We start from the raw sequence: 24,871 nt of genomic DNA, 5'->3' as shown, positions 1-24,871 counted from the left end.
AGGCAGGTTTGTACGAAGTCGGAGCCGAAGCCGGTGAGGGCGATGCTGCGGTAGTACACCTTCGTGCCGAAACCGGAGCGCTTCAACACTTCTCGACCTCGTCGCATTGGAGACCCCGACCGCGAGCATCCAGGTGACCCAGCCCGCCGAGTGCAATATGTACGCCCGCATGTTCGAGGTTCTCGAGCGGGGCGCTGTCTACGGACGCGACGCCCGCAGCCTCATCGTCGCAGCTTTAGACGAACTGGACCGGTAGCTATTCCGAATAGCGGCGAAGCCGTTGCCGCACGGTGGCAACCGCTTCGCCGCGTATTTCGAACTACTCGACGATCACGATTCGCACGTCCTCGTCCGCCGCGTCGGTCGCCTCGCCCACGGTGACGAACCAGTGGGTGACCTCGCCGTCGGCCAGGTCGTCGGCGATGTCGTCCGCGCCGGGCAGCACCGACAACGCACCGGCAACGGCCGCGCCCATGGACTCCAGGAATGCGGCTCGACCCGAGATGGCGGTGGTGAAGGTTGTCGACTCGTAATCGATGTCGTATTCCGAGCGGACCTGCTCGGCCTGTTCGAGTGCCTCGGTTTGGCTGAAGGCGCGTACGGTGCCGTCGGCCGTGAGGACTACGAAGGCCGGGTGTTCCTCGGCGAGCGGGCGGACCCGATCGGCGTAGGAGACCGGGTGCGATGGGGCGGCGGCCAATTCGGCCTGAACCGCCGGATCGCTCAGGACCAGCCAGTTGATCGGGCCGTCGGTCGGTTCCAGTGTGATACCGAAACCGGCTCCAGCGGTGGCCATTTCGGCGGCGGACAGATCACCGGCGAACAGGCAGGCGGCGCCGGCCTTCTGGATGGCCCAGACCGCGACCACCGCATCCACCGAACGCGGCAGCGCGAGGGCCACCACATCGCCGGGTCCGGCACCGTGCGCGATGAGCACCCGGGCCAGCTGCGAGGAACGGCGATCCAGGACGTGGTAGGCGATTTCGTCGCCGTCCACCAGCAGCGCGGGCGCCTCGGGATCGGCCTCGACCACCTCGGCGAGCACCCTCGACACCGTGCGCGCACCGACCCGGCCCACCGGTTCCGGTGCGGGAGCCGTTGCCGCGATACCGGATTCGACGAGCAGGCGGGCGCGCTCACCGGCATCGAGGATATCGATATCGCCGACCAGTCCGGCGGGATCGCCGAGCAGTGCGTCCAGCACCCGGATCAGCCTGGTGGACAAGGTTTCCACCTCTTCGGCGGTGAACCGGCTGAGCAGGTACTCGAAGGTGAATTCGAGGGTGGACTCGGCGGTCACCTGCAGGGTGAGCGGGTAGTGCGTCGCACTTTCCATGCCGACACCGGTCACCGACATGCCGTCGATCGAACTCGCCGCGGCAATCGCCTCCCGATCGATCGGGTACGACTCGAACACCAGCAGGGTGTCGAAGTGCGAGGCGATTCCGGCGGCCCGCTGGATATCGGACAGGCCGACGTAGTGGTGGTCGAGCAGCTCGGTCTGGTCGCGCTGCAACCGCTCGAGCTGATCGTCGATGGTCGCGCGGTCATCGATGCGCACCCGGACCGGGAGCGTATTGATGAACAGACCGACCATCGATTCCACGCCGGGCAGCTCGGCGGGCCGACCCGACACCGTGGCACCGAAGACCACATCGGCGCGGCCGGTGAGCCTGCCGAGCAGGATGCCCCAGGCCGCCTGCACCAGGGTGTTGACCGTGATGCCGAGTTCGGCGCAGTGCTTGGTCAGCTGACGGGTGCGGTCGGCGTCGATCTCGGTGATCAGTTTCGCGGTCTCGTAGGTCTCGGCCGTCCGCGCCGGTGGCGCCAATTCGGTCGGTTCGGTCGCACCGTCGAAGGCATCGGCCCAGACCCGCAACGACGCGTCCTGATCGCGAGTGGCGAGCCAGTCCAGGAAGTCGCGGTAGGAGGAGACCTGCGGCAGTGCCGACTGATCGCCGCGCGTCGCGTAGAGCACCAGCAGATCCCGCATCAGCAGCGGCATAGACCAGCCGTCGATCAGCACGTGGTGCGTGGTGATCGCCAGCGTCCATTCCTCGGCCGCGGTGCGCAACAGCGTGTAGCGCACCAGCGGCGGGGTGGACATATCGAAGCGGTCCGCATGGTCGGCATCGATCCGGCGACGCAGTTCGTCGGCTCGCTCCGCCTCCGGCACATCGGTGAGATCCTCGATGCGCCAGGGCACTTCGATCCGATCGAGCACGACCTGGCGGACCTGACCGGTGGAGTCGGTGACGAATGCGGTGCGCAGGTTCGGGTATCGATCCAGGATCGCCTGCGCGGCCGCGTGCAACCGCTGCACATCGACCGCTCCGGCCAGCTGCACCACGGCCTGCATGGTGTAGACGTCCACGGTGGCCGTGGTCATCAGCGCGTGGAAGAGCAGACCGGACTGCAGCGGCGAGACCGGCCAGACATCGTCGAGGCCCGGGTAGGTCTGCTCCCACAGGTCGATATCGGCCTGGCCGACCTGCACCAGCGGCAGATCCGACGGCGTATGACCGCCGGCGTCCGGCCGCTGCACGTGCTTCGCCAGTGCGGTCAGTGCGGCGACCCACAGCTCCGCCAACTCTTGCACCTGCTCCGGGGACAGCAGCCCGACCGGGAACTCGAAGGTGGCCAGCAACCGCGGACCGTCGTCCTCGTCGCCTACCGTGACGGCGATATCGAGTGCACCGTTCGCGGGCATGGTGGCGTCCCGCTCGGTCTTGATCGCCGCTTCCTGGTACCGGAAGCCGACCTGACCCGCCAGCGGCAGATTCAGCAGTCCGTGGCCGACACCCTGATCGGGCACCGCGAGCAGCTGTTCCTTCACCGACTTGATGATCGAGCCCGCGGCAGCGCCGCCGTCGAACGCCTCGGCCAGATCGATCCCGCTCAGCGCGAGCCGGGCCGGATAGACGGCGGTGAAAGCACCCACGGTGCGCGACAATTCGGCACCGTCGACCGCCGCCCGACCGTCACCGTCGAGCCGGATCAGCACATCCGATCCGTGCTCTGCACCGCGCCAGCGCACCAGCGCCATGGCCAATGCCGACAGCAGCCCGTCCGGCACGCCGCCGTGGAACCGCGCCGGAACCGTGGTGAGCAGGACCTCGGAGATCTCCGTCGGCACCTCGATGCGGACCCGTCGCGTCGTGGCGACGGTGTCCAGCGCCGGGTCGAAGGCCCGCGCGCCGAGCAGCGGATCGGGTGTGGCCGAAACCTCCTGCCAGAACGGCAGTTCGGCGGTGCGGTCGCTCGCCTGCTCGGTCAGGCCGTAGGCCCAACGCCGCAGCGAGGTACCGACCTCCGGCAAAGCGACCTGGTCGTCGGCGATCAGCTCGAGCAGATCGCCGGTCAGGATGCCGAGGGACTTCGGATCGGCCGCGAAGCCGTGCACCACGACGAGCATGAAGTTGCCGCCGTCGAGCCGGTCGGCGGTGCAGCGCACGAACTGCGCCATCACACCGTTGGCCGGATCGAGGCGATCCGCGGCGGCCGCGCGTTCGTTGTCGGCCAGGCGCATGAGCTCGTCATAGCCGTAGTCCTCGTCGAGGGCGGTGTCGAAGGCGACCTCGTGCACCAGCGCATCGATATCGATGGCACCGCGTTCGAGCGCTTCGAATTCCCAGACCTCGTCGACCCGGCGCAGACGAGTGCGCAGCGCATCGTGCCGGTCGACCAGGGCGGCGACCGCCGCACGCAGCCGATCCCCGTCGAGTTCGCTCGGCAGTGCCACCGCCGCCTCGTAGGAGAAGCGCTGGTACGCCGTGTCGTTCGCCAATACCGCCGCGATGCCGGGCAGCAGCGGGATCTCGCCGATCCCACCACCGGGCAGCTCGGCCATGGTCGCCTGCCGCAGATCCGCGGCCGAGGACGCGATCGCGGCGAGTCCGGCGACGCTGCGCTGGTCGAAGACATCGCGCACGGAGAACACCACGCCCTGTGCCTTCGCCCGCGAAACCAGCTGGATCGACAGGATGCTGTTACCGCCGAGTGCGAAGAAGTCGTCGTCGGCGCCGATCCGTTCGATGCCGAGCACATCGGCGAACACACCGGCCACGATCTGCTCGACCGGGGAGACCGGCGCGCGGAAGGCGGCTTGTTCGAAGGTGGGCTGCGGCAAGGCATTTCGATCGAGCTTGCCATTCGCATTGAGCGGCAGGGCTTCCAGCGCCAGGAACGCGCTCGGCACCATGTACGAGGGCAGCTCGGCGGCCAACGCCGACTGCACCGCACTCTTGTCGAATTCACCGGTGGTCGGGACCACATAGGCGACCAAGCGGTCACCCAGTGCCGGATCGGTATGCGCGAGCACCGCGGCCGACGCGATCGCGGTCTGCCGCAGCAGCGCCGCCTCGATCTCGCCGAGCTCGATGCGGAAACCGCGGATCTTGACCTGGAAATCGGTGCGGCCGCGGTACTCCAGCTCACCATGAGCATTCCAGGCCACCAGGTCACCGGTGCGGTACATCCGAGCGCCGGATTCGAACGGATCGGCCACGAACCGCTCCGCGGTCAGATCCACCCGTCCGAAGTAGCCACGCGCCAATTGCGCACCGGCCAGATACAACTCACCGGAAACACCCACCGGCACCGGACGCAACCGCGAATCCAGCACGTAGACACGGCTGTTCCACTCCGGGGCACCGATCGACACCGAGACGGTGTCCGCATCGGTCACCTCGTGGTTGGTGATCGAGACCGCGGCCTCGGTCGGACCGTAGAGGTTGAACAGGCCGGCCGCGTTCGACTCCCGGAACCGCTGCGCCGTCGCGGCGGGCAGCGCCTCACCGATGGCGAGCACCCGGCGCAACGACTCGGGCAGCTGTCCGTCCGATTCGATCAGCAGGGCATCCAACATCGACGGCACCATATGCAGGGTGGTGACGGCGGTATCGCGCATCAGCGTGTTGAGGTAGGACGGATCGCGATGTCCGTCGGCGGACGCGATGACCAGTCGGCCACCGGAAACCGCCGCCGACCAGAACTCCCACACCGAGAGGTCGAAGGTCGCGGCCGTCTTCAGCAGCACCGCATCCTCGGCGCCGAGACCGAATTCGGCCGTCTTCCACAGCAACTGGTTGACGATCGCCGCATGCGGCACCGCGACACCCTTGGGGCGACCGGTCGAACCCGACGTGAAGATCACGTACGCCGTATTCGCCGCGCGCAGTGGCGCGATCCGCTCCGCGTCGGCGATCGGCGCGTCCGCGACGTCCGCGAGTGCGTCCATCCGGACGACGTCGGTCACCGAGGTCTGGAAATCGGTGTCGGCGTTGGTCACCACACACAGCGGCCGAGCGGTTTCGAGAATGTAGTCGGTCCGCTCACCCGCCTGATCCGGATCCAGCGGCACGTACGCGCCACCGGCCTGGGTCACCGCGTACATCGCGACCACCAGGTCGACCGAGCGGCGCAGCGCGAGCGCCACCCGCGCCTCCGGTCCGACACCCAGCGAAATCAGGTGCCGGGCAAGCTGATTCACCCGGGAGCCGAGCTCGCCGTAGGTAACGGCGGTGCCGTCGTCGCCGACCAGTGCCACCGCGTCCGGCGTGGTCGCCACGGTCCGATCCAGCAGGGAGGCCAGCGTCGCGGACCCATCCACCTGGTGCGCTGTCGCGTTCCAGCCGGAGACCAGTTCGCGGCGTTCGTCCGCGGCCATGATCTCGAGATCGCCGACAGCCGAGCTCGGCGCCGCGATGATCTCGGCGAGCACACGTGCGAAGCGATCGGCGAAGCCACGGACGGTATCCGGGTCGAACAGATCGGTGGCGTAGGTGAAGTACCCGCCGATACCCGACGGAGTGCCGTCCTCGTCGTAGCTGTCCGCCACGATCAGATGCAGATCGAACTGCGAGAGCTGGGTGTCGATATCGAATCCGGCCACCGTGAGTCCGGGCAGCTCCAGCGTGGTCCGCGCCAGGTTCTGGAACGACAGGCCCACCTGGAACAGCGGATGGCGCGCCTGCGAGCGCACCGGGTTCAGCACCTCGACCAACCGCTCGAACGGCACGTCCGCATGCGCGAACGCCTGGATATCCGTTTCGCGCTGGCGCCCGAGCAGATCCGTGAACGCCTCGCCGCGCTCCAGTTGAGTACGGAACACCAGGGTGTTGACGAACATGCCGATCAGGTCGTCGAGCACGGCCTCACCGCGGCCGGCCATCGGTGTGCCGATCGCGATGTCATCGGTTCCGGACAGCCGCGAGAGCATTACCGCGAACGCGGTGTGCACCACCATGAACAGCGTCGCACCCTCGGCCCTGGCCAAACCGACCAGCGCACGATGTGTTTCGGCGTCGATGCTCAGCTCGACCTTGCCGCCCGTGAAGGACTGCACGGCGGGACGCGGGCGATCCGAGGGCAGATCCAGTTGATCCGGCACATCCGCCAACGCCGATTGCCAGTAGGCGATCTGCTTGGCCGCCAACGACTCCGGATCGTCCTCGCTGCCCAGCAGCTCGCGCTGCCAGATCGAGTAGTCCGCGTACTGCACCGGCAGCGGCGTCCACGTGGGCGACTCGCCGACCGAGCGGGCCGCGTACGCCGTCATCAGATCGCGGGTCAGCGGGCCCATCGACGAACCGTCACCGGCGATGTGGTGCACCACGAGCACCAGCACGAACTCGTTGGCGTCGGCGGGGGCGTCGGTCACCTGGAACAGCTCGATACGGACCGGCACCTCGGCGGTGACGTCGAACGGCGCCGCCATCACCGCGATCACCGTGGATTCCAGCTCCGCGGCCGCGATCGGCCGCAGCTCCAGAGCCGGAACAGCCTGCGCCACCGGCAGAATCACCTGCGCCGGGGCGCCCGCGGTCTCCGGGTACACCGTCCGCAGAATCTCGTGCCTGCCGACCAGATCCGCCATCGCCGCCCGCAGCGCGTCGACATCCAGCGCACCGGTCAACCGGACCGCGATGGGCAGGTTGTAGGCCGCCGACTCGGTGTCGAAGCGGTTCAGGAACCACATGCGCTGCTGCGCCAGCGACAACGGCACCGGATCCGGTCGCGGCCCGGCGACCAGCGGCCGCCGCTCGCCCACACCGGACAGCTGCTCCAGCTTCACCGCCAGGGCCGCCACGGTCGGCGCCTCGAACAGCGCGCGCACCGGCACCCGCCCACCGATCGCGGCGCTCAGGCGCCCGACCACCTGGGTGGCGACCAGCGAGTTGCCGCCGAGTGCGAAGAAGTCGTCGTCGGCGCCCACGCGCTCGATACCGAGCACGTCACTGAAGACGCCCGCCACGATCTCCTCCACCGGCGTTGCCGGCGAGCGGAATTCGCGCGTGGTGAAGGTCGGTTCGGGCAGTGCCTTGCGGTCGAGCTTGCCGCTCGAATTCAGCGGGAAGGCGTCGAGCACCACGATGGCCGCCGGAACCATATAGGCCGGAAGCACATCCGAGACCTCCGCCAGCAGTGTCGGCTGGTCGATGGACTGACCCGGTGCGGGAACCACGTAGGCGACCAACTGGTCGCCCAGCGCCGACGCGGCCACCAGCGCCACCGCCTGGCTCACCGCGGCATGGGCGAGCAGTGCCGTTTCGATCTCGCCGAGCTCGATCCGCTGGCCGCGGAACTTCACCTGGAAGTCGGTGCGACCCAGGTATTCGAGGCGATAGCCCGCATCCGCGGGTTCGCGCCAGACCACGAGGTCGCCGGTGCGGTACATCCGCGCACCGGACGCGAACGGGTTGGCCACGAAGCGATCCGAGGTCAGATCCGGCCGCGCGACGTAACCGCGGGCCAGCTGGTCGCCGGCCAGGTACAGCTCACCGGCCACACCGGCGGGCACCGGCCGCAGCCGCGAATCCAGCACGAACACCTGGGTGTTCCACTGCGGCAAGCCGATCGGCACGGTGCGCACATCCGTCTCGCGCGCGGGCCAGTAGGTCACCGACACCGCGGCCTCGGTCGGCCCGTACAGGTTGTGCAGCAGCGCATCCGAAACGGACCGCCACGCCGTCACCGTTTCCGGCGGCAGCGCCTCACCGATCACGAACACGTCCCGCAGCGTCGGCAGCGAGCCCGCCGCCAGCTGTGCGGCGAACACCGTCAGCATGGACGGCACGAAGTCGGTGACGGTAACCCCGTGCGCGGCAATCGCATCCGCCACGTAGGCCGGATCGCGATGGCCGTCGTGGGTGGCGACGACCAGTTTCGCGCCCGCGCGCAGTGGCATGAAGTAGCCCCACAGCGACACGTCGAACGTGGTGGCGGTCTTCTGGAAGTACACGTCGGCCGAGCCGAGCGGGTACTCCGCGAGCATCCACTCGATCTGGTTGTTGATCGCCGCGTGCGATACCGCGACGCCCTTCGGACGACCGGTCGAACCCGAGGTGAAGATGACGTAAGCCGGGTTGTCCCGGGTGACCGGGCGCAGCAGCTCACCCGGTTCGATCGGAGCGCAGGAGAACCCGTCCAGCTCCAGCGAATCCAGTTCGAGCACCGGGATATCCGCAGGGACCGGCACCGCGTCGGCCGCGGTGGTGACCACGCACGCGGGCTGGGCGGTGTCCAGAATGTGCGCGATCCGCTCCGCCGGATGATCCGGATCCAGCGGCACATACGCGCCACCGGCCGTCACGATCGCGTACATGCCGACGACCAGATCCAGCGACCGCCGAACGGCGAGGCCGACCAGCGACTCTGCGCCGACACCCTGCGAAATCAACAGGCGGGCAAGCTTGTTCACCCGCTCATCGAACTCCCGGTAGGTGAGTTCGGCACCCTCGAATACCACCGCGACGGCATCCGGGTGCGCCACGATAGCGCGCCGGTATCCGTCGAGCAGCAGCTCGGGCTCCACCGGATGCGCGGTGGCGTTCCAGCCGTCGAGCATCCGTTCCCGCTCCACCGACGTGAGCAGCTCGAGGTCGCCCACCGCAGCGCGCGGCGCGGCGATGATCTCGCCGAGCAGCCTGGTGAACCGCTCCGCGAACCCTTCGACCGTGCTCCGGTCGAAAAGATCGGTGGCGTAGGTGAATATGCCTGCGATGCCCGCGGGAGCCCCGGACTCGTCGTACAGGTCGCTGAGAATCAGGTGCAGATCGAACTGGGAGATGCGGGTATCGAAGTCCACGCCGGAGACCGTGAGATCCGGCAATTCCAGGGTGGTCTGGGCCAGGTTCTGGAACGACAGACCCACCTGGAACAGCGGATGCCGCGCCTGCGATCGCGCCGGGTTCAGCACCTCGACCAACCGCTCGAACGGCACATCGGCGTTGGCGAACGCCTGGATGTCGGTTTTCCGCTGCCGCCCGAGCAGATCCGCGAAGGGCTCGGCCGAATCCAGCCGGGTACGGAACACCAAGGTGTTGATGAACGTACCGATCAGATCGTTCAGCGCCGCCTCACCGCGGCCCGCCATCGGCGTACCGATCGCGATGTCGTCCGTGCCGGACAGCCGGGACAACAGCACGGCAAGCGCCGTGTGCACGATCATGAACAGCGTCGCACCCTCGGCCTGCGCCACGCCGCTGAGACCGCGGTGGGTGTCGGCGTCGATACGCACCTCGACGGTGCCGCCCGCGAAGGACTGCACCGCGGGCCGCGGGCGATCGGTGGGCAGGTCCAGCTGCTCCGGCAGATCGGCCAGCGCGGTCCGCCAGTAGGCGACCTGCTTGGACATCAGCGATTCCGGATCGTCCTCGCTGCCGAGCAGTTCGCGCTGCCAGATGCTGTAATCCGCGTACTGGACCTCCAGCGGCGCCCAGTTGGGTGCGACACCCGCCGAGCGCGCCGCGTACGCGGTCATCAGATCCCGCGTCAGCGGTCCCATCGAGGAACCGTCACCGGCGATATGGTGCACGACCATCGCGATCACGTACTCGGGAGCCGAACTTTCGGTGTCGATCTCGAACAACCGCACCCGCACCGGCACCTCGGCGGTGACGTCGAACGGCGCCGAAATCAACTCGACCACAGCGGTTTCGACCTGATCCGGTGTGACCGTCCGGACGTCCAGCTCCGGAATCGCCTGTCCCACCGGCAGAATCAGCTGCACCGCACCCGACTCGGTCTCCGGGTAGATGGTGCGCAAGACCTCGTGCCTGCGCACCAGATCCGCGATCGCGGCGCGCAGTGCGTCCACATCGAGCGCGCCGGTCAGTCGCACCGCGATCGGGACGTTGTAGGCGGCGGACTGGGTGTCGAAGCGGTTGAGGAACCACATCCGTTGCTGCGCCAGCGACAGCGGAATATGTTCCGGCCGCGGGCCGGCGACCAGCGCGTGCCGTCCGCGCCCGTCGGCCTGCTGTTCGACCCGGATGGCCAGTGCACCGACGGTCGGCGCCTCGAACAGCAGCCGCACCGGGACGCGGGTGTTCAGCGCCGCGCCGAGGCGCGCCGCGACCTGTGTCGCGAGCAGCGAGTTGCCGCCCCACGCGAAGAAGTCGTCATCGAGACCGAGCCGCTGTGCCTGCTCCCCGGAACCGAGGTGCAGCACCTCGGCGAAGGTGTTCGCGACGATCTCCTCGATCGGGGTGACCGGCGCGCGGAAAACCGCCTTCTCGAAGGTGGGCTCCGGCAACGCCTTTCGATCCAGCTTGCCGTTCGCGTTCAACGGCAGCGCATCGAGGGTGAGGAAGACCGACGGCACCATGTAGGACGGCAGCTCGGCGGCCAACGCCGATTGCAGCCGCGTGTTGTCGAGCTCGTCGACTTCGGGCACCACGTAAGCGACCAGCCGGTCACCCAGGTTCGGGTCGGTGTGTGCGAGCACCGCGGTGGCCGCAACCTCGGGCTGGCGCAGCAGGGCCGCCTCGATCTCGCCGAGCTCGATCCGGAAACCGCGGATCTTCACCTGGAAGTCGGTGCGCCCGCGATACTCCAGCCCGCCCTCGCTGTTCCAGGCCACCAGGTCGCCGGTGCGGTACATGCGCTCGCCTGCGCCGTACGGGTTGGCCACGAAGCGATCCGCGGTCAGGTCGACGCGCCCGAAGTAACCGCGCGCCAACTGCGCACCGGCCAGATACAACTCACCGGAGACACCCACCGGCACCGGACGCAGCCGCGAATCCAGCACGTACACCTGGCTGTTCCACTCCGGAGCACCGATCGGCACCGACACGTTGTCGGCATCGGTGACGGTGTGCGCGGTGATCGACACCGCGGCCTCGGTGGGGCCGTACAGGTTGAACAGCTCCGCCGCGTTGTCCCGCCGGAACCGCTGCGCGGTCGTCGCGGGCAGCGCCTCACCGATCGCCAGCACCCGACGCAGCGACTGCGGCAGGCGGCGACCGGATTCGGTGAGCAGCGCGTCCAGCATCGACGGCACCACGTGCAGCGTCGTGACGCCGGTGGTGCGCATCAACTCGTTGAGGTACGCGGGATCGCGGTGACCATCGGCATCGGCGATGACCAACCGGCCACCGCAGACGGCGGCCGACCAGAACTCCCAGACCGACAGGTCGAAGGTCGCCGCGGTCTTGAGCAGCACCGCGTCATCGGCGGCCAGGCCGAATTCGGCTGTCTTCCAGAGCAACTGGTTGACGATCGCCGCGTGCGGCACCGCCACGCCCTTCGGCTGGCCGGTGGAGCCCGACGTGAAGATCACATACGCGGTATTCGCCGCCGCCAGCGGCCGCAGCCGGTCGCCGTCGGAGATCGGACCGTCCGCGACACCGGATAGATCCAGTTCGTCGATCGACACCACCGCTGCCACGGTGCTGTCGAAATCATCGCGACCGGTGGTCAGCACGCAGACCGGTGCCGCGGTGCTCAGGATGTAGTCGGTGCGCTCGGCGGGCTGATCGGGATCGATCGGCACATACGCCGCACCCGACTTCGCCACCGCGTACATCGCGACCACGAGATCCACCGAGCGCCGAATGGCCAGCGCCACCCGGTCCTCCGCGCCGACACCGAGCGTGATCAGGTGACGCGCCAGGCGGTTGGCCCGGCCGTCCAACTCGGCGTAGGTGAGCGTCGTGTCCTCGGCCACCAGCGCCACCGCATCCGGGCTCGCCGCCACGGTGGCGTCCAGCAGCGACACCAGCGTGGTCGATGCGTCGATGTCGAGCGAGTGCGCGGTGTCGTTCCAGGCACGCAGGATTCGCGTGTTCTCGGCGGGCGAGAGCAGATCGATCTCGCCGACCCGCACGTCGGCGTCGGTCAGTACGGCATCGAGCACCAATACGAAGCGGTCGGCGAAGCCCTGCACCGTCGCCTCGTCGAACAGGTCGGTGGCGTAACCGAATTCGGCGACGATCTGGGCGGGCGTACCGTCCTCGGCGTAGCGGTCGTACAGCGTGACGTGCAGATCGGTCTTGGCCAGCTGCGAATCGAAGTTCACCGCGCTGACCGAAAGGCCGGGCAGCGTGAAGGTGGTCTCGGCCAGGTTCTGGAACGAGAGTCCGACCTGGAACAGCGGATTGCGCGCCGTCGAACGCTCCGGGTTGAGCACCTCGACCAGCCGCTCGAACGGCACATCGGCATTCGCGAATGCCTCGAGGTCCCGTTCGCGCACATCGGCGAGCAGGTCGGCGAAGGTGTCACCGGGCTCGATGATGGTCCGGAACACCAAGGTGTTGACGAACATACCGATCAGATCGTCGAGTTCGCGTTCACCGCGACCCGCGATCGGGGTGCCGACCGCGATGTCATCGGTACCCGACAGTCGCGAGAGCAGTACGGCCAGCGCCGCATGCGTGACCATGAACAGCGAGGCGTTCTTGGCCCGCGCCAGCTCGTGCAGCTTGGCGTGCTTGTCCGGTGCGATCTCGAAGCGAATCGCCTTGCCCTGGAACGACTGCGCGCGCGGGCGTGGCCGGTCGGCGGGCAACTCCAGCTGATCGGGCATGCCCGCGAGTGCGGACTGCCAGTAGGCGACCTGCTGTGCCGCGAGCGATTCCGGATCCTCCTCGGAGCCGAGCACCGCACGCTGCCACAGCGCGTAGTCGGCGTACTGCACCGGCAGCGGCTGCCACTGTGGGATCTCACCCTGGGCCCGTGCCACATACGCCGCCATGACGTCGCGGGCCAGCGGACCCATCGACGAACCGTCGGCCGCGACATGGTGCACCGTGAACGCCAGCACGTGCTCCTGTTCGGCGAGCCGGAACAGCCCCACCTTCAGCGGCACCTGCACGGTGACATCGAAGGTGGTGAGCGCGAATTCGATCACCGCGCCGACCAGGTCCGATTCCGAGATATCGGTGACGGTCAGCTCCGGCACGGCCTGGTCGGCGGGCAGGATCACCTGGTGCGGGCCACTGGCCGAACTCGGGTAGGTGGTCCGCAGCACCTCGTGCCTGGCGAACACATCGCCGAGCGCCTTTTCCAGCGCCGCCACATCGAGTTCACCGGACAACCGCACCGCGAGCGGGATGTTGTCCACGGCCGAGGTGGTGGTGTCGAACTGGTTGAGGAACCAGTACCGCTGCTGTGCGGGCGAGAGCGGCACCCGGGCCGGGCGCTCCCCCGCGACCAGCCGCGGCCGGGTGCGGCCGGATCCGGCATTGTGTTCGGCCTTGGCCGCCAGCGCGGCGACCGTCGACGCCTCGAACAGATCGCGGACCGCGAGCTGGGTATCCAGCGCCGCGCCGATGCGCGCGGTCACCTGGGTGGCCAGCAGCGAGTTGCCGCCGAGTTCGAAGAAGTCGTCGTCCAGGCCGACGCGCGCGACACCGAGCACATCGCTGAATACGCCCGCCACGATCTCTTCGATCGGGGTGGACGGTGCGCGGAACACCTTCGCCTCGAATACCGGCGCGGGCAGCGCCTTGCGATCCAGCTTGCCGGAGGCGTTGAGCGGGAACGCGTCCAGTACGACGAAGGCGGTCGGCACCATGTACGCGGGCAGATCGCCCGCGAGTTCGGCGCGCACCTGGTCGATATCGATCGAACGATCCGCTGCCGCGATCACATACGCGACCAGCTGATCGCCGAGGCGATCATCGGAGCGGACCACCACGGCCGCCTGCGCGATCGTCCCCAGCGCGGTGAGCGCCGATTCGATCTCGCCGAGTTCGATACGCAGACCGCGCAGCTTCACCTGGAAGTCGGTGCGGCCCAGGTATTCCAGTTCACCGTTGGCGGTCCAGGTGACGAGGTCACCGGTGCGGTACATGCGCGCGCCGGTGCCGAACGGGTTGGCCACGAAGCGATCCGCGGTCAGATCCGGACGTGCCACATAGCCGCGCGCCAGCTGCTCGCCCGCGAGGTACAGCTCACCTGCGACACCGACCGGAACCGGGTGCAGCCGCGAATCCAGCACGTACACCTGGGTGTTGAAGACCGGCGCACCGATCGGCACCGACACCGTATCGGCGTCGGTGACCTCGTGATAGGTGACGTCGACAGCGGCCTCGGTGGGACCGTACAGGTTGTGCAGCCAGACACCGGTCAGCTCGCGCAACCGCTGTGCGGTCACCGCGGGCAGCGCCTCACCGGAGGCGAAGACATTGCGCAGGTCGAAGCATTCGCCCGCGCGGTCGTCGGCCACGAAGACCGACAGCATGGACGGCACGAAGTGCACCGTGGTGACCTGCTCGTCGGCAATCGTCTGCACCAGGTAGGCCGGATCGCGATGGCCGTCCGGCTTCGCGATGACCAGGCGCGCGCCGACCTGCAGCGGCCACCAGAATTCCCATACCGACACGTCGAAGGTGGCGGGCGTCTTCTGCAGGACCACATCGCCGCGATCCAGCCCGTATTCGGCCTGCATCCAGACCAGACGGTTGACGATCGCGGCATGGCTGACGGCCACACCCTTCGGACGACCGGTCGAACCCGAGGTGAAGATCACGTACGCGGTATTCGAAGGCCGCAGCGGCGCAATGCGTTCCGCATCGATCAACGGTTCGTCGGAGTATGCCGAAAGATCCAGTGCCTCGATCTCGAGCGTCGGCGTCGAGCCCGCGTCGAACTCGTCGGCGGCGGTGGTCAGCACGCAGACCGGCTGCGCGGTGTCGAGCACATACCGAGTGCGGTCGGCCGGATGATCCGGATCCAGCGGCACATATGCGCCACCTGCCACGCTCACCGCGTACATGCCGATCACCAGCTCGAAGGATCGGCGCATGCCGAGCGCGACCATCGAATCGGGTCCGACACCCAGCGAAACCAGGTACCGGGCAAGGCGATTCACCCGGGAGGTGAATTCACCGTAGGACAGACTCGTCCCCTCGAACGTCAGCGCGATCGACTTCGGGCTCCGGACCGCCTGCTCCTCGAACATCGAGACCAGGGTGGCCTGCGCATCGACGACATACGCCGTCTGGTTCCACTTTTCGAGCACCTTGGTGCGCTCGGCGGCATCGAGCAGATCGACGTCACCGACCGCGACGGCCGGATCCGCGACCACCGCACGCAGCAGGCGGGTGAGGCGCGTGGCGACACCGGCGATCGTCTTCGCGTCGAAGATATCCGTCGCGTAGGCGAATTCGGCGGTCATGCCGTCCGCGTTTCCGGCCGCATCGAGGCGGTCGGCGAGGTTCAGGTGCAGATCGAACTTCGCGGTCACCACGTCGAGCGGCACACCTGCCACCTCGAGACCGGGCAGTTCGAACGATGCCTCACCGGTGTTCTGGAACGACAGCATCACCTGGAACAGCGGATGCCGCGCCTGCGAACGGGCCGGGTTGAGGATGTCGACCAGCCGCTCGAACGGCAGGTCGGCGTGGCCGAAGGCGGCCAGATCGGTTTCGCGCGCCCGCGCGACCAAGTCGGCGAAGGACGCACCGGAATCGACCGGCGTGCGCAGCACGAGCGTATTGACGAACATGCCGATCGCATCGTCGAGCACGGCCTCGCCACGACCCGCGACCGCGGTGCCGATGGCGATATCGTCGCTGCCCGACAGGCGCGCGAGCAGTGCCGCGAAGGCCGCGTGCACCACCATGAACAGACTCGCGCCGTTCGCGCGGGCCAGTGCGTTGAGCTCGGTCAGCAACTGCGCGTCGATGCCGAATTCGTAGACGTCACCGCGGTTGGACGCGACGGCCGGACGCGAACGATCCGACGGCAGATCCAGCTGGTCGGGCAATCCGGCCAGATTCCGCGACCAGTAGGCGACCTGCTGGGCGATCAGCGATGCCGGATCGTCCTCGGAGCCGAGGGTGTCGCGCTGCCAGAGCGCGAAGTCGGCGTACTGCACCGCCAGCGGCGCCCAGGCGGGCGATTCGCCGCGGGTGCGGGCCGCGTAGGCGACCATCACGTCGCGGGCCAGCGGACGCACCGACCAGCCGTCACCGGAGATGTGGTGCACCACGAAGACCAGCACGTGGGTATCGGGCAGCGAGCCGTCCATCGGCGACTCGAGCCGGAACAGCTTGGCGCGCACCGGAACTTCCGCGGTCACGTCGAAGCCGGTCAGCACCAGTTCACTGATGCGATCGCGAATATCGGTCTCGGACACCACGAGCGGGGTCAGGTCGAGGTGGACCTGACCGGTGGGCAGCACGACCTGCACGCCCTGACCGTCGGCGGTCTCCGGGTAGACGGTGCGCAGCACCTCGTGCCGGTCCATCACATCGGCGACCGCCATGCGCAGCGCATCGGTGTCGAGTGCGCCGGTGAGCCGGACCGCCAGCGGGATGTTGTTGACGGCGGTCTGGTTGTCGAAGCGGTTGAGGAACCACATCCGCTGCTGGGCCAGCGAGAGCGGAATCTGTTCCGGCCGCGGTCCGGCCGTCAGTTCCCGGCGTCCGCCGGTGCCCTGCTGTCCCTCCATCCGCGCGGCGAGCGCGGCGACATTCGGGGCTTCGAACAGCAGCCGCACCGGAATGCGGGTGTCGAGTGCGGCACCCAGGCGAGCGACCACCTGGGTGGCGATCAGCGAGTTGCCGCCGAGGTCGAAGAAGTCGTCGTCAAGACCGACCGGACGCGCGCCGTCCGCGGTCGACAGACCGAGCACCTCGGCGAAGGTGTCGGCCACGATCTCTTCGATCGGGGTCGACGGTGCGCGGAATTCCTTGGCCTCGAAGGCGGGTTCGGGCAGGGCGCGGCGGTCGAGCTTGCCGTTGGGGTTCAACGGCATGGCATCGAGCACCATGAGCGCCGCCGGGACCATGTACGACGGCAGTTGCGCGGTCAGGTGGGTGCGCAGCGCGTCGATGTCGACGGTGGCGCCGTTCGCGGGTACCACGTAGCCGACCAGCTGATCGCCGGTCCTGGTGTCCGAACGCACCAGTGCCACGGCCTGTGCCACCGAATCGTGTGCGGTGAGCGCGGTTTCGATCTCTCCGAGCTCGATGCGCAGACCGCGCAGCTTCACCTGGAAGTCGGTGCGGCCGAGGTAGACGATCGAACCGTCGGCGGCCCGGGTCACCAGGTCACCGGTGCGGTACATGCGAGCGCCCGGTGCGCCGAACGGGTTGGCCACGAAGCGATCCGCGGTCAGATCCGTGCGGCCGAAGTAGCCGCGCGCCAACTGCGCACCGGCCAGATACAACTCACCCGCGACACCCGGCGCGACCGGATGCAGACGCGAATCCAGTACGTACGCCTGCGAATTCCACACCGGCAGGCCGATCGGCACCGCGCCGTCGACCTTCGCGGCCACCGGGCCGTGGGTCGCGTGGACGGTGAATTCGGTCGGGCCGTACAGGTTGTAGAGCTCGGCCGAGCTGACCCGGCGGATGGCGGTCGCGGCATCGGCGGTGAATGCCTCACCGGCGATGAGGAGTGCGCGCAGCGATACCAGTGCGTCGCTGCCGGCCGCCGCGTCGACGCTGCTCGCGAAGACGCTCAGCATCGAGGGCACGAACGAGGTCATGGTGACCCGTTCGGCCGCGATCACGTCGGCCAGGTACTGCGGGTCGCGATGGCCGTCCGGGCCGGCCACCACGATCCGGCCACCGGTGCTCAGCGGGCCGAACAGCTCCCACACCGACACGTCGAAGGTGGCAGGGGTCTTGAACAGCACGACATCATCGGCACCGATGCCGTATTGACCGGTGATCCAACGGATCTGGTTGACGACGGCCGCGTGCGGCACGGCCACACCCTTCGGCCGACCGGTCGAACCGGAGGTGAAGATGACGTACGCGGGGTTGCTCGGCCGCAGCGGCGCGATCCGCTCCGCATCGGTGACCGGTGCATCCGAGTACTCGGACAGATCCAGGTCATCGATGACGATTGTGGGCAGACCGGTGCCGTCGAAGTCGTCACGCGAGGTGGTCAGAACGCATACCGGCGCGGCCGACTCGAGCACATACCCGATCCGCTCCGCAGGCTGATCGAGGTCGAGCGGGACATAACCGCCACCGGCCTCCTGCACGGCGTACGCCGCGACCACGAGGTCGACGGAGCGCCGAAGACCGAGGGCCACCAGGCTCTCCGGGCCGACACCGTCCGCGATGAGGCGACGCGCCAAGCGGTGCACGCGGGCACCGAATTCGGCGTAGGTGAGTGCGGAACCCGTTGCCGGGTCCACGATCGCGACCGCATCCGGCGTCGCCGCCGCCTGCGCGGCGAATTCATCGACCAGCGTGCCGACCGCACCGAGATCGCGCTCGGTGTCGTTCCAGCCACGCAGTGCCAGTTCGGCTTCGGACGCATCGAGCAGGTCGATATCGCCGATGGCCCGATCCGGTTCGGCCGCGACGGCTTGCAGCAGCCGGTTGAACCGCTGTCCGAACGCCGCCATGGTGTCGGCATCGAAAAGATCGGTGGCGTAGATCAATTCGCCCGCGATGCCCGAAGGCGCGACCGTGGTGGCGCCCGCACCGTTCGAGGTACTGATCGGGGTCGCGGTCTGCTCCGAGAGCACCAGCTGCAGATCGAACTTGGCCACATCGATCGGCAGTTCGACACCGCTGACCGTGAGTCCGGGCAGTTCCAGGCTGTTCTGGCCGGTGTTCTGGAACGACAGCATCACCTGGAACAGCGGATGCCGCGCCTGCGAACGGGCCGGGTTCAGGATCTCCACCAGCCGCTCGAACGGGAGGTCGGCATGGCCGAACGCGCCGATATCGATGGCCCGCACGGTGCGCAGCAGTTCGGTGAAGGTGGCCTCGCCGTCGATCGGGGTCCGCAACACCAGGGTGTTGACGAACATGCCGATCAGATCGTCGAGCGCGCGCTCACCACGTCCGGCGATCGGCGTACCGATCGCGATGTCTTCCTCACCGGACAGCCGCGACAGCAGCACGGCCAGCGCGGTGTGCGCGACCATGAACAGCGTCGTACCCCTGGTGCGCGCGAGTTCGGTGAGCTTGCCATGGGTTTCGGCATCGATCTCGAAGACGTGCGTGGCACCGCGACCCGATGCCACCGCCGGCCGCGGCCGGTCGGCGGGCAGGTCGAGCTGTTCGGGCAGCCCGCGCAGGGTCTTGGACCAGAACTCGATCTGCGCCGAGATCACCGATTCCGGATCGGATTCGGCACCGAGCACGGCGCGCTGCCACAGTGCGAAGTCGGCGTACTGCACGTCCAGCGGACGCCAGGAAGGCTCGCCGCCCTCGACGCGCGCGGCGTAGGCCGTCATCACGTCACGGGTCAGCGGGCCCATCGAGAAGCCGTCGGCCGAAATGTGGTGCACCACCAGGGCGAGCACATGTTCGGTCGGGCTGATCTCGAACAGCTTGGCCCGGAACGGAACTTCGGCGGTGACGTCGAAGCCGGTCAGGATGACCTCCGCGACGCGCTGCGGCAGTTCGGCTTCGGTGACATCGATGGGCGTCAGATCCGGGATCACCCGGGCGGTGGAGACGGTCTGCTGGTAGGCGGTGCCGTCGTACTCCGGGTAGAAGGTGCGCAGCGATTCGTGGCGGGCCAGCACATCGGCGACCGCGATCTGCAGTGCCTGCCGGTCGAGCAGCCCCGACAGCCGCACCGCGGCCGGGATATTGTCCACGGCCGATTCCGGATCGAAGCGGTTGAGGAACCACATGCGCTGCTGGGCCAGCGACAGCGGCACCCGTTCGGGACGCTGCTGCGGCACCAGGGCCATGCGCGCACCGGCACCGGCGCGAGACTCCGCGCGGGCCGCGAGCGCGGCCACCGAGGACGCCTCGAACAGTTCGCGCACACCGAGATCGGTATCCAACGCGGCCGAGAGCCGGGCGGCGACCTGGGTGGCGCTCAGCGAGTTACCGCCGAGTGCGAAGAAGTCGTCGTCGAGACCGACGCGTTCCAGGCCGAGCACATCAGCGTAGGTGGCCGCGATGATCTCTTCGATCGGCGTGGTCGGCGCGCGGAAGACCGCTGCCTCGAACACCGGTGCGGGCAGTGCCTTGCGATCCAGCTTGCCGGAGGCGTTGAGCGGGAAGGCGTCGAGCACGATGACCACCGACGGGACCATGTACGCGGGCAACTGCCGCGCCAGATCCTCGCGCACCGTCTCGATATCCAGCCGCAGGTTCGGCGTCGCGATGACATACGCGACGAGCTGGTCGCCGGTGTGCTGATCACCGCGCACCACGACGACGGCCTGGGCGACCTCGTCCAGCGCGGTGAGCGCCTGCTCGATCTCGCCGAGCTCGATGCGCAGACCGCGCAGCTTCACCTGGAAGTCGGTGCGGCCCAGGTAATCCAGCTCGCCGTCGGCCGTCCAGGCCACCAGGTCGCCGGTGCGGTACATGCGCGCGCCATCGGTGGCGAACGGGTTCGCGACGAACCGATCGCTGGTCAGATCCGGACGCGCGACGTAGCCGCGCGCCAGCTGGGTGCCCGCGAGGTACAGCTCACCCGCGACACCGACCGGAACCGGGCGCAGCCGCGAATCGAGCACGTAGACCTGGGTATTGAAGACCGGCGCACCGATCGGCACGGTGTCGGTATCGGTCGCGACCACCTCGTGGAAGGTGACGTCGACCGCGGCCTCGGTCGGGCCGTACAGGTTGTGCAGTGCGGCACCGGTCAGTTCGCGCAGGCGATGCGCGGGCTTGGGCGGCAGCGCCTCACCGGAGGCGAATACCAGTCGCAGCGAATCACACCGCGCCGCGGCCGCATCGGCCACGAAGACCGACAGCATGGACGGCACGAAGTGGGTGACGGTGACCCGCTCGGCGGTAATGATCTCGGCGAGGTAGGCGGGATCGCGATGCCCGTCCGGCTTCGCGATGACCAGCCGCGCACCGATCTGCAACGGCCAGAAGAACTCCCACACCGAAACGTCGAAGGTGGCGGGCGTCTTCTGCAGTACGGCGTCGGCGCCGGTCAGCCCGTAGGCCGACTGCATCCACTCCAGACGGTTCACGATCGCGGCATGGCTGACCGCCACACCCTTCGGACGACCGGTCGAACCCGAGGTGAAGATCACGTACGCGGTATTCGACGGGCGCAGCGGCGCACGCCGTTCCGCCTCGGTCACCGGCTGGTCCGAGAGCCCGAACAGGTCGAGCAGATCGATGCGCACCTGGGCGGTATCGATCTTCAGATCGTCACCGGAGGTCAGCACGCAGACCGGATCGGCCGTGGCGAGAATGTATTCCGTGCGCTCGGCCGGATGATCCGGATCCAGCGGCACATACGCACCACCGGCCACGGCCACCGCGTACATGCCGACCACCAGATCGATGGAGCGCCGCATGCCAAGGGCCACATATGATTCCGGGCCGACACCGCGTTCGATGAGCCAGCGCGCCAGGCTGTAGACCCGGGCGCCGAACTCGGCGTAGGTCAGACTGGTCCCCTCGAATGTCAGCGCGGTCGCGTCCGGAGTCGCGGCGAGCTGGGCCTCGAACATCGAGACCAGCGTGGCGGCAGCGTCCACGTCGTGTGCGGTGTCGTTCCAATCGGACACCACGAGTTCGCGCTCGGTGGTGTCGAGCAGTTCGATATCGCCGACGACCGCGGCGGGTTCGGTGGTGATCGCGGTGAGCACCCGAACCAGGCGGTCGGCGATGCGGCGCACCGTCTGCTCGTCGAACAGGTCGCGCAGGTAGCCCGCGCGCACCCGCAGCTGCGAGTCCAGCTGCGCGATCAGGGTCAGCGGATAGTGCGTCGCGTCGGCGGCCTGCATATCGACCACGGCCATGCCATCGATATCGGCGGCCTGCGCCCGGATGCCCTCGGCATCGACCGGGTAGGACTCGAAGACCACCAGCGTGTCGAACAGACCGCCGATGCCGGCGGCGGACTGGATATCGGCCAGGCCGACGTAGTGGTGATCGAGCAGATCCGCCTGCTCGCCCTGGGTCCGGGTGAGCAACTGCTCCACCGATTCCGACGGATCGAAGCGCACCCGCACCGGAACGGTGTTGATGAACAGGCCGACCATCGATTCGACGCCGGACAGCTGTGCCGGACGGCCGGACACCGTGGTACCGAACAGCACATCGTCACGGCTGGTCATCCGGCCGATCAGAATGCCCCAGGCGACCTGCAGCACGGTATTCGGCGTGACGCCGAGCGAGGCGGCGAGTGCGGTGAGTCGCGCGGTCGCCTGCTCGTCCAGCTCGAAGAAGTATTCGCCGGACAGCGAGGTGATCTCGCGGCTCGCATCCGGGCGGGACAGCAGCGTCGGTTCGCTGACACCGCGCAGTGCGTCGGTCCACGCGGCCACCGAGGCCGCGTGATCCTGCTGCCTGGTCCATTCCAGGAAGTGCCGGTAGGAGCGCACCGCGGGCAGCACATTGGCATCGGCGTGCGCCGCGTAGAGCACCAGCAGATCCCGCATGAGCAGCGGCATGGACCAGCCGTCGAGCAGGATGTGGTGGTTGGAAACAACGAATTGCCAACTGTCGGTGTCCGATGGGGCGTCCGCGGGTCCCTCCGTGGTTACGCGGGCTGCCGCCTCCGGGCCTGCCGCTCCCGCCCGGGCGGTTTGGATCAGTGTGAAGCGGATCAGCGGCGGCGCGGTCAGATCGAAGCGCTGGGTGCGGTCGGCGGCGATGAGATCGGCGGCGTCGCCGGATTCGGTCCGGTCGTGCTCGGCCCAGGCGACCCGGGCGCTGTCGAGGACGACCTGCACCGGGTTGCCGTCGTTATCGGTGACGAAGGCGGTGCGCAGGTTCTCGTAGCGGTCCACCAGAGCCTGTGCGGCCGAGCGCAATCGGGTCGGATCCACCCGGCCGGTGAGCGTCAGCACGGCCTGCGCGGTGTAGACGTCCACCGAGGTGGCGGCCAGGCGCGCGTGGAACAGCAGACCCGCCTGCAGCGCGGACAGCGGCCAGATATCGGCCAGTGCCGGGAAGCGCTGCTCCCAGTTGTCGATATCGCGCTGGGTCGAGCGCACCAGACCGAAGTCGGACGGTGTGTGCCCGCCCGCGCCATTCGAATTGGCGTGCCGGGCAACCGCTTCCAGTGCGGTGGTCCACAGTTCGCCGAATTCGCGGACCTGTGCGGCATCGAGCAGGGTGCTCGGGTAGCCGATATTGGCGGTCAGCTTGTCGCCGACCACGATGGCATTGATATCCAGCGGCGCCATCGCGGGCATATCCGCGTCGTAGGCGCCGCCGAGCGCGCCGAGTTCGGCGGCCGGGATCCAGCCGAAGCCGCGCAGCGCCTCGGGCACATCGCCCTCGGAGACGCGGCCCAGGTAGTTGAAGCTCACCTGGCCCGGCTGTTCGACGGGCAGTTCCGTCGCGGTTGCCGCGTTCATATAACGCAGCAGGCCGTAGCCGATGCCCTTGTCCGGCACCGCGAGCAGCTGCTCCTTGACCGCCTTGACGGCCTTGCCGAGCGCGGGGCCCCCGGTCAGCGCGGCATCGATATCGATGCCGGACAGGTCGAAGCGGACCGGGAAGATCGCGGTGAACCAGCCGACGGTGCGCGAGAGATCGGCACCGGGCACGATGCCCTCTTCGCGGCCGTGGCCCTCCAGGCGGATCAGCAGCGCATCGTCGGCGCGGGCGGCGGTGCGGCCCGCGCGCCACTTCGCGGTCGCCAGGGCGAGCGCGGTGAGCAGACCGTCGTTGACGCCGCCGTGGAACAGCGCGGGCACGGTGGTCAGCAGCGCCTTGGTGACCTCGGCCGACACCTCGACCTGCAGCTTCTCGATGGCGGCCGAGGTATCCACGGCCGGATCCAGCGCACGCTCGGTCAGCAGCGGATCCGCCGTACCGACCACCGAACGCCAGTAGTCGAGTTCGGCCACCCGCTCGGCGCTTTCGGCCTCGCGGCGCAGTGCGTCCGCCCAGGCCCGCATCGAGGTCGCGGGTGCGACGAGCTGCGGTTCCTGTCCCGCGGTGAGCTGGCCCCAGGCGGCGACGAAGTCCGGCACCAGGATGCGCCAGGAGACACCGTCCACCACGAGGTGATGCGCGGCCACGATAAGACGACCGCCGCGGCTGCCGTCCGACGGTTCCAGCCAGACGAACCGAACCACCACGCCAGCAGCCGGGTCGAGTCGATCCAGTGCGGCATCCAATGCGGCGGAAGCGATTTCGAACAGCCCCGCGTCGTCGATACCGGCATCGAATTCGGTGCGATCGATCAGCGCGTCCACATCGATGGTGCCCGGCTCGACGGTCTCGAGGGTCCAGTCCGCACCCTCGCGATACAGCCGCGCCCGCAGCATGTCGTGGCGATCGACCACCGCGGCAACGGTTTTCGCGATGCCCGCGCGATCGATACCGACCGGCAATTCGAGCGCCATGGTCTGGTTGAACCGGCCGAACGAACCCTGCCGCTGCGCCATGAACCGGACCACCGGGGTCAGCGGCATGGCGCCGATGCCGCCACCGGGCAGCTCGGCCAGCGCCTCGACGGCGGTATCGGTGCTGTCGGCGGTCTCGGCGACGGCGGCGAGTCCGGCCACGGTGCGCTGCTCGAAGACATTGCGCGGGGTGAAGACCACACCGCGCGCCTTGGCCCGCGAAACCAGCTGGATGGACACGATGCTGTCGCCGCCGAGTGCGAAGAACGAATCGTCGACACCGACGCGCTCGACGCCGAGCACCTCGGCGAAGACCTCGGCAATGGTGTGCTCGATCGGCGTGCGCGGTGCGCGGAAGACCACCTCGGTCGCGAATAC

General features: G+C 68.3%; 2 protein-coding genes (1 of these 2 cut by a window edge). One reads left to right on the top strand and one right to left on the bottom strand.

The genetic code is table 11. The features are described from left to right. Positions 1-106: 106 nt before the first annotated feature. Positions 107-256, top strand: coding sequence for a hypothetical protein (locus ACZ60G_RS19080; protein ID WP_465811374.1), 150 nt, complete (start codon positions 107-109; stop codon positions 254-256). A 63-nt stretch (positions 257-319) separates the two neighbouring features. Here the strand turns inward: ACZ60G_RS19080 and ACZ60G_RS19075 are convergent, their stop codons facing one another. Continuing rightward, positions 320-24,871 carry the 3' portion of a non-ribosomal peptide synthase/polyketide synthase gene (locus ACZ60G_RS19075; RefSeq protein ID WP_465811392.1) on the bottom strand. 19,251 nt of this gene lie beyond the right edge of the window, so the window shows 24,552 of its 43,803 coding nt (coding positions 19,252-43,803); its start codon lies off the right edge, out of view; its stop codon occupies positions 320-322.

The sequence above is a fragment of the Nocardia sp. NPDC102475 genome, from assembly GCF_055584605.1.
Note: the sequence above shows the minus strand (reverse complement) of the source record. Positions and strands in the feature narration are given on the sequence as shown.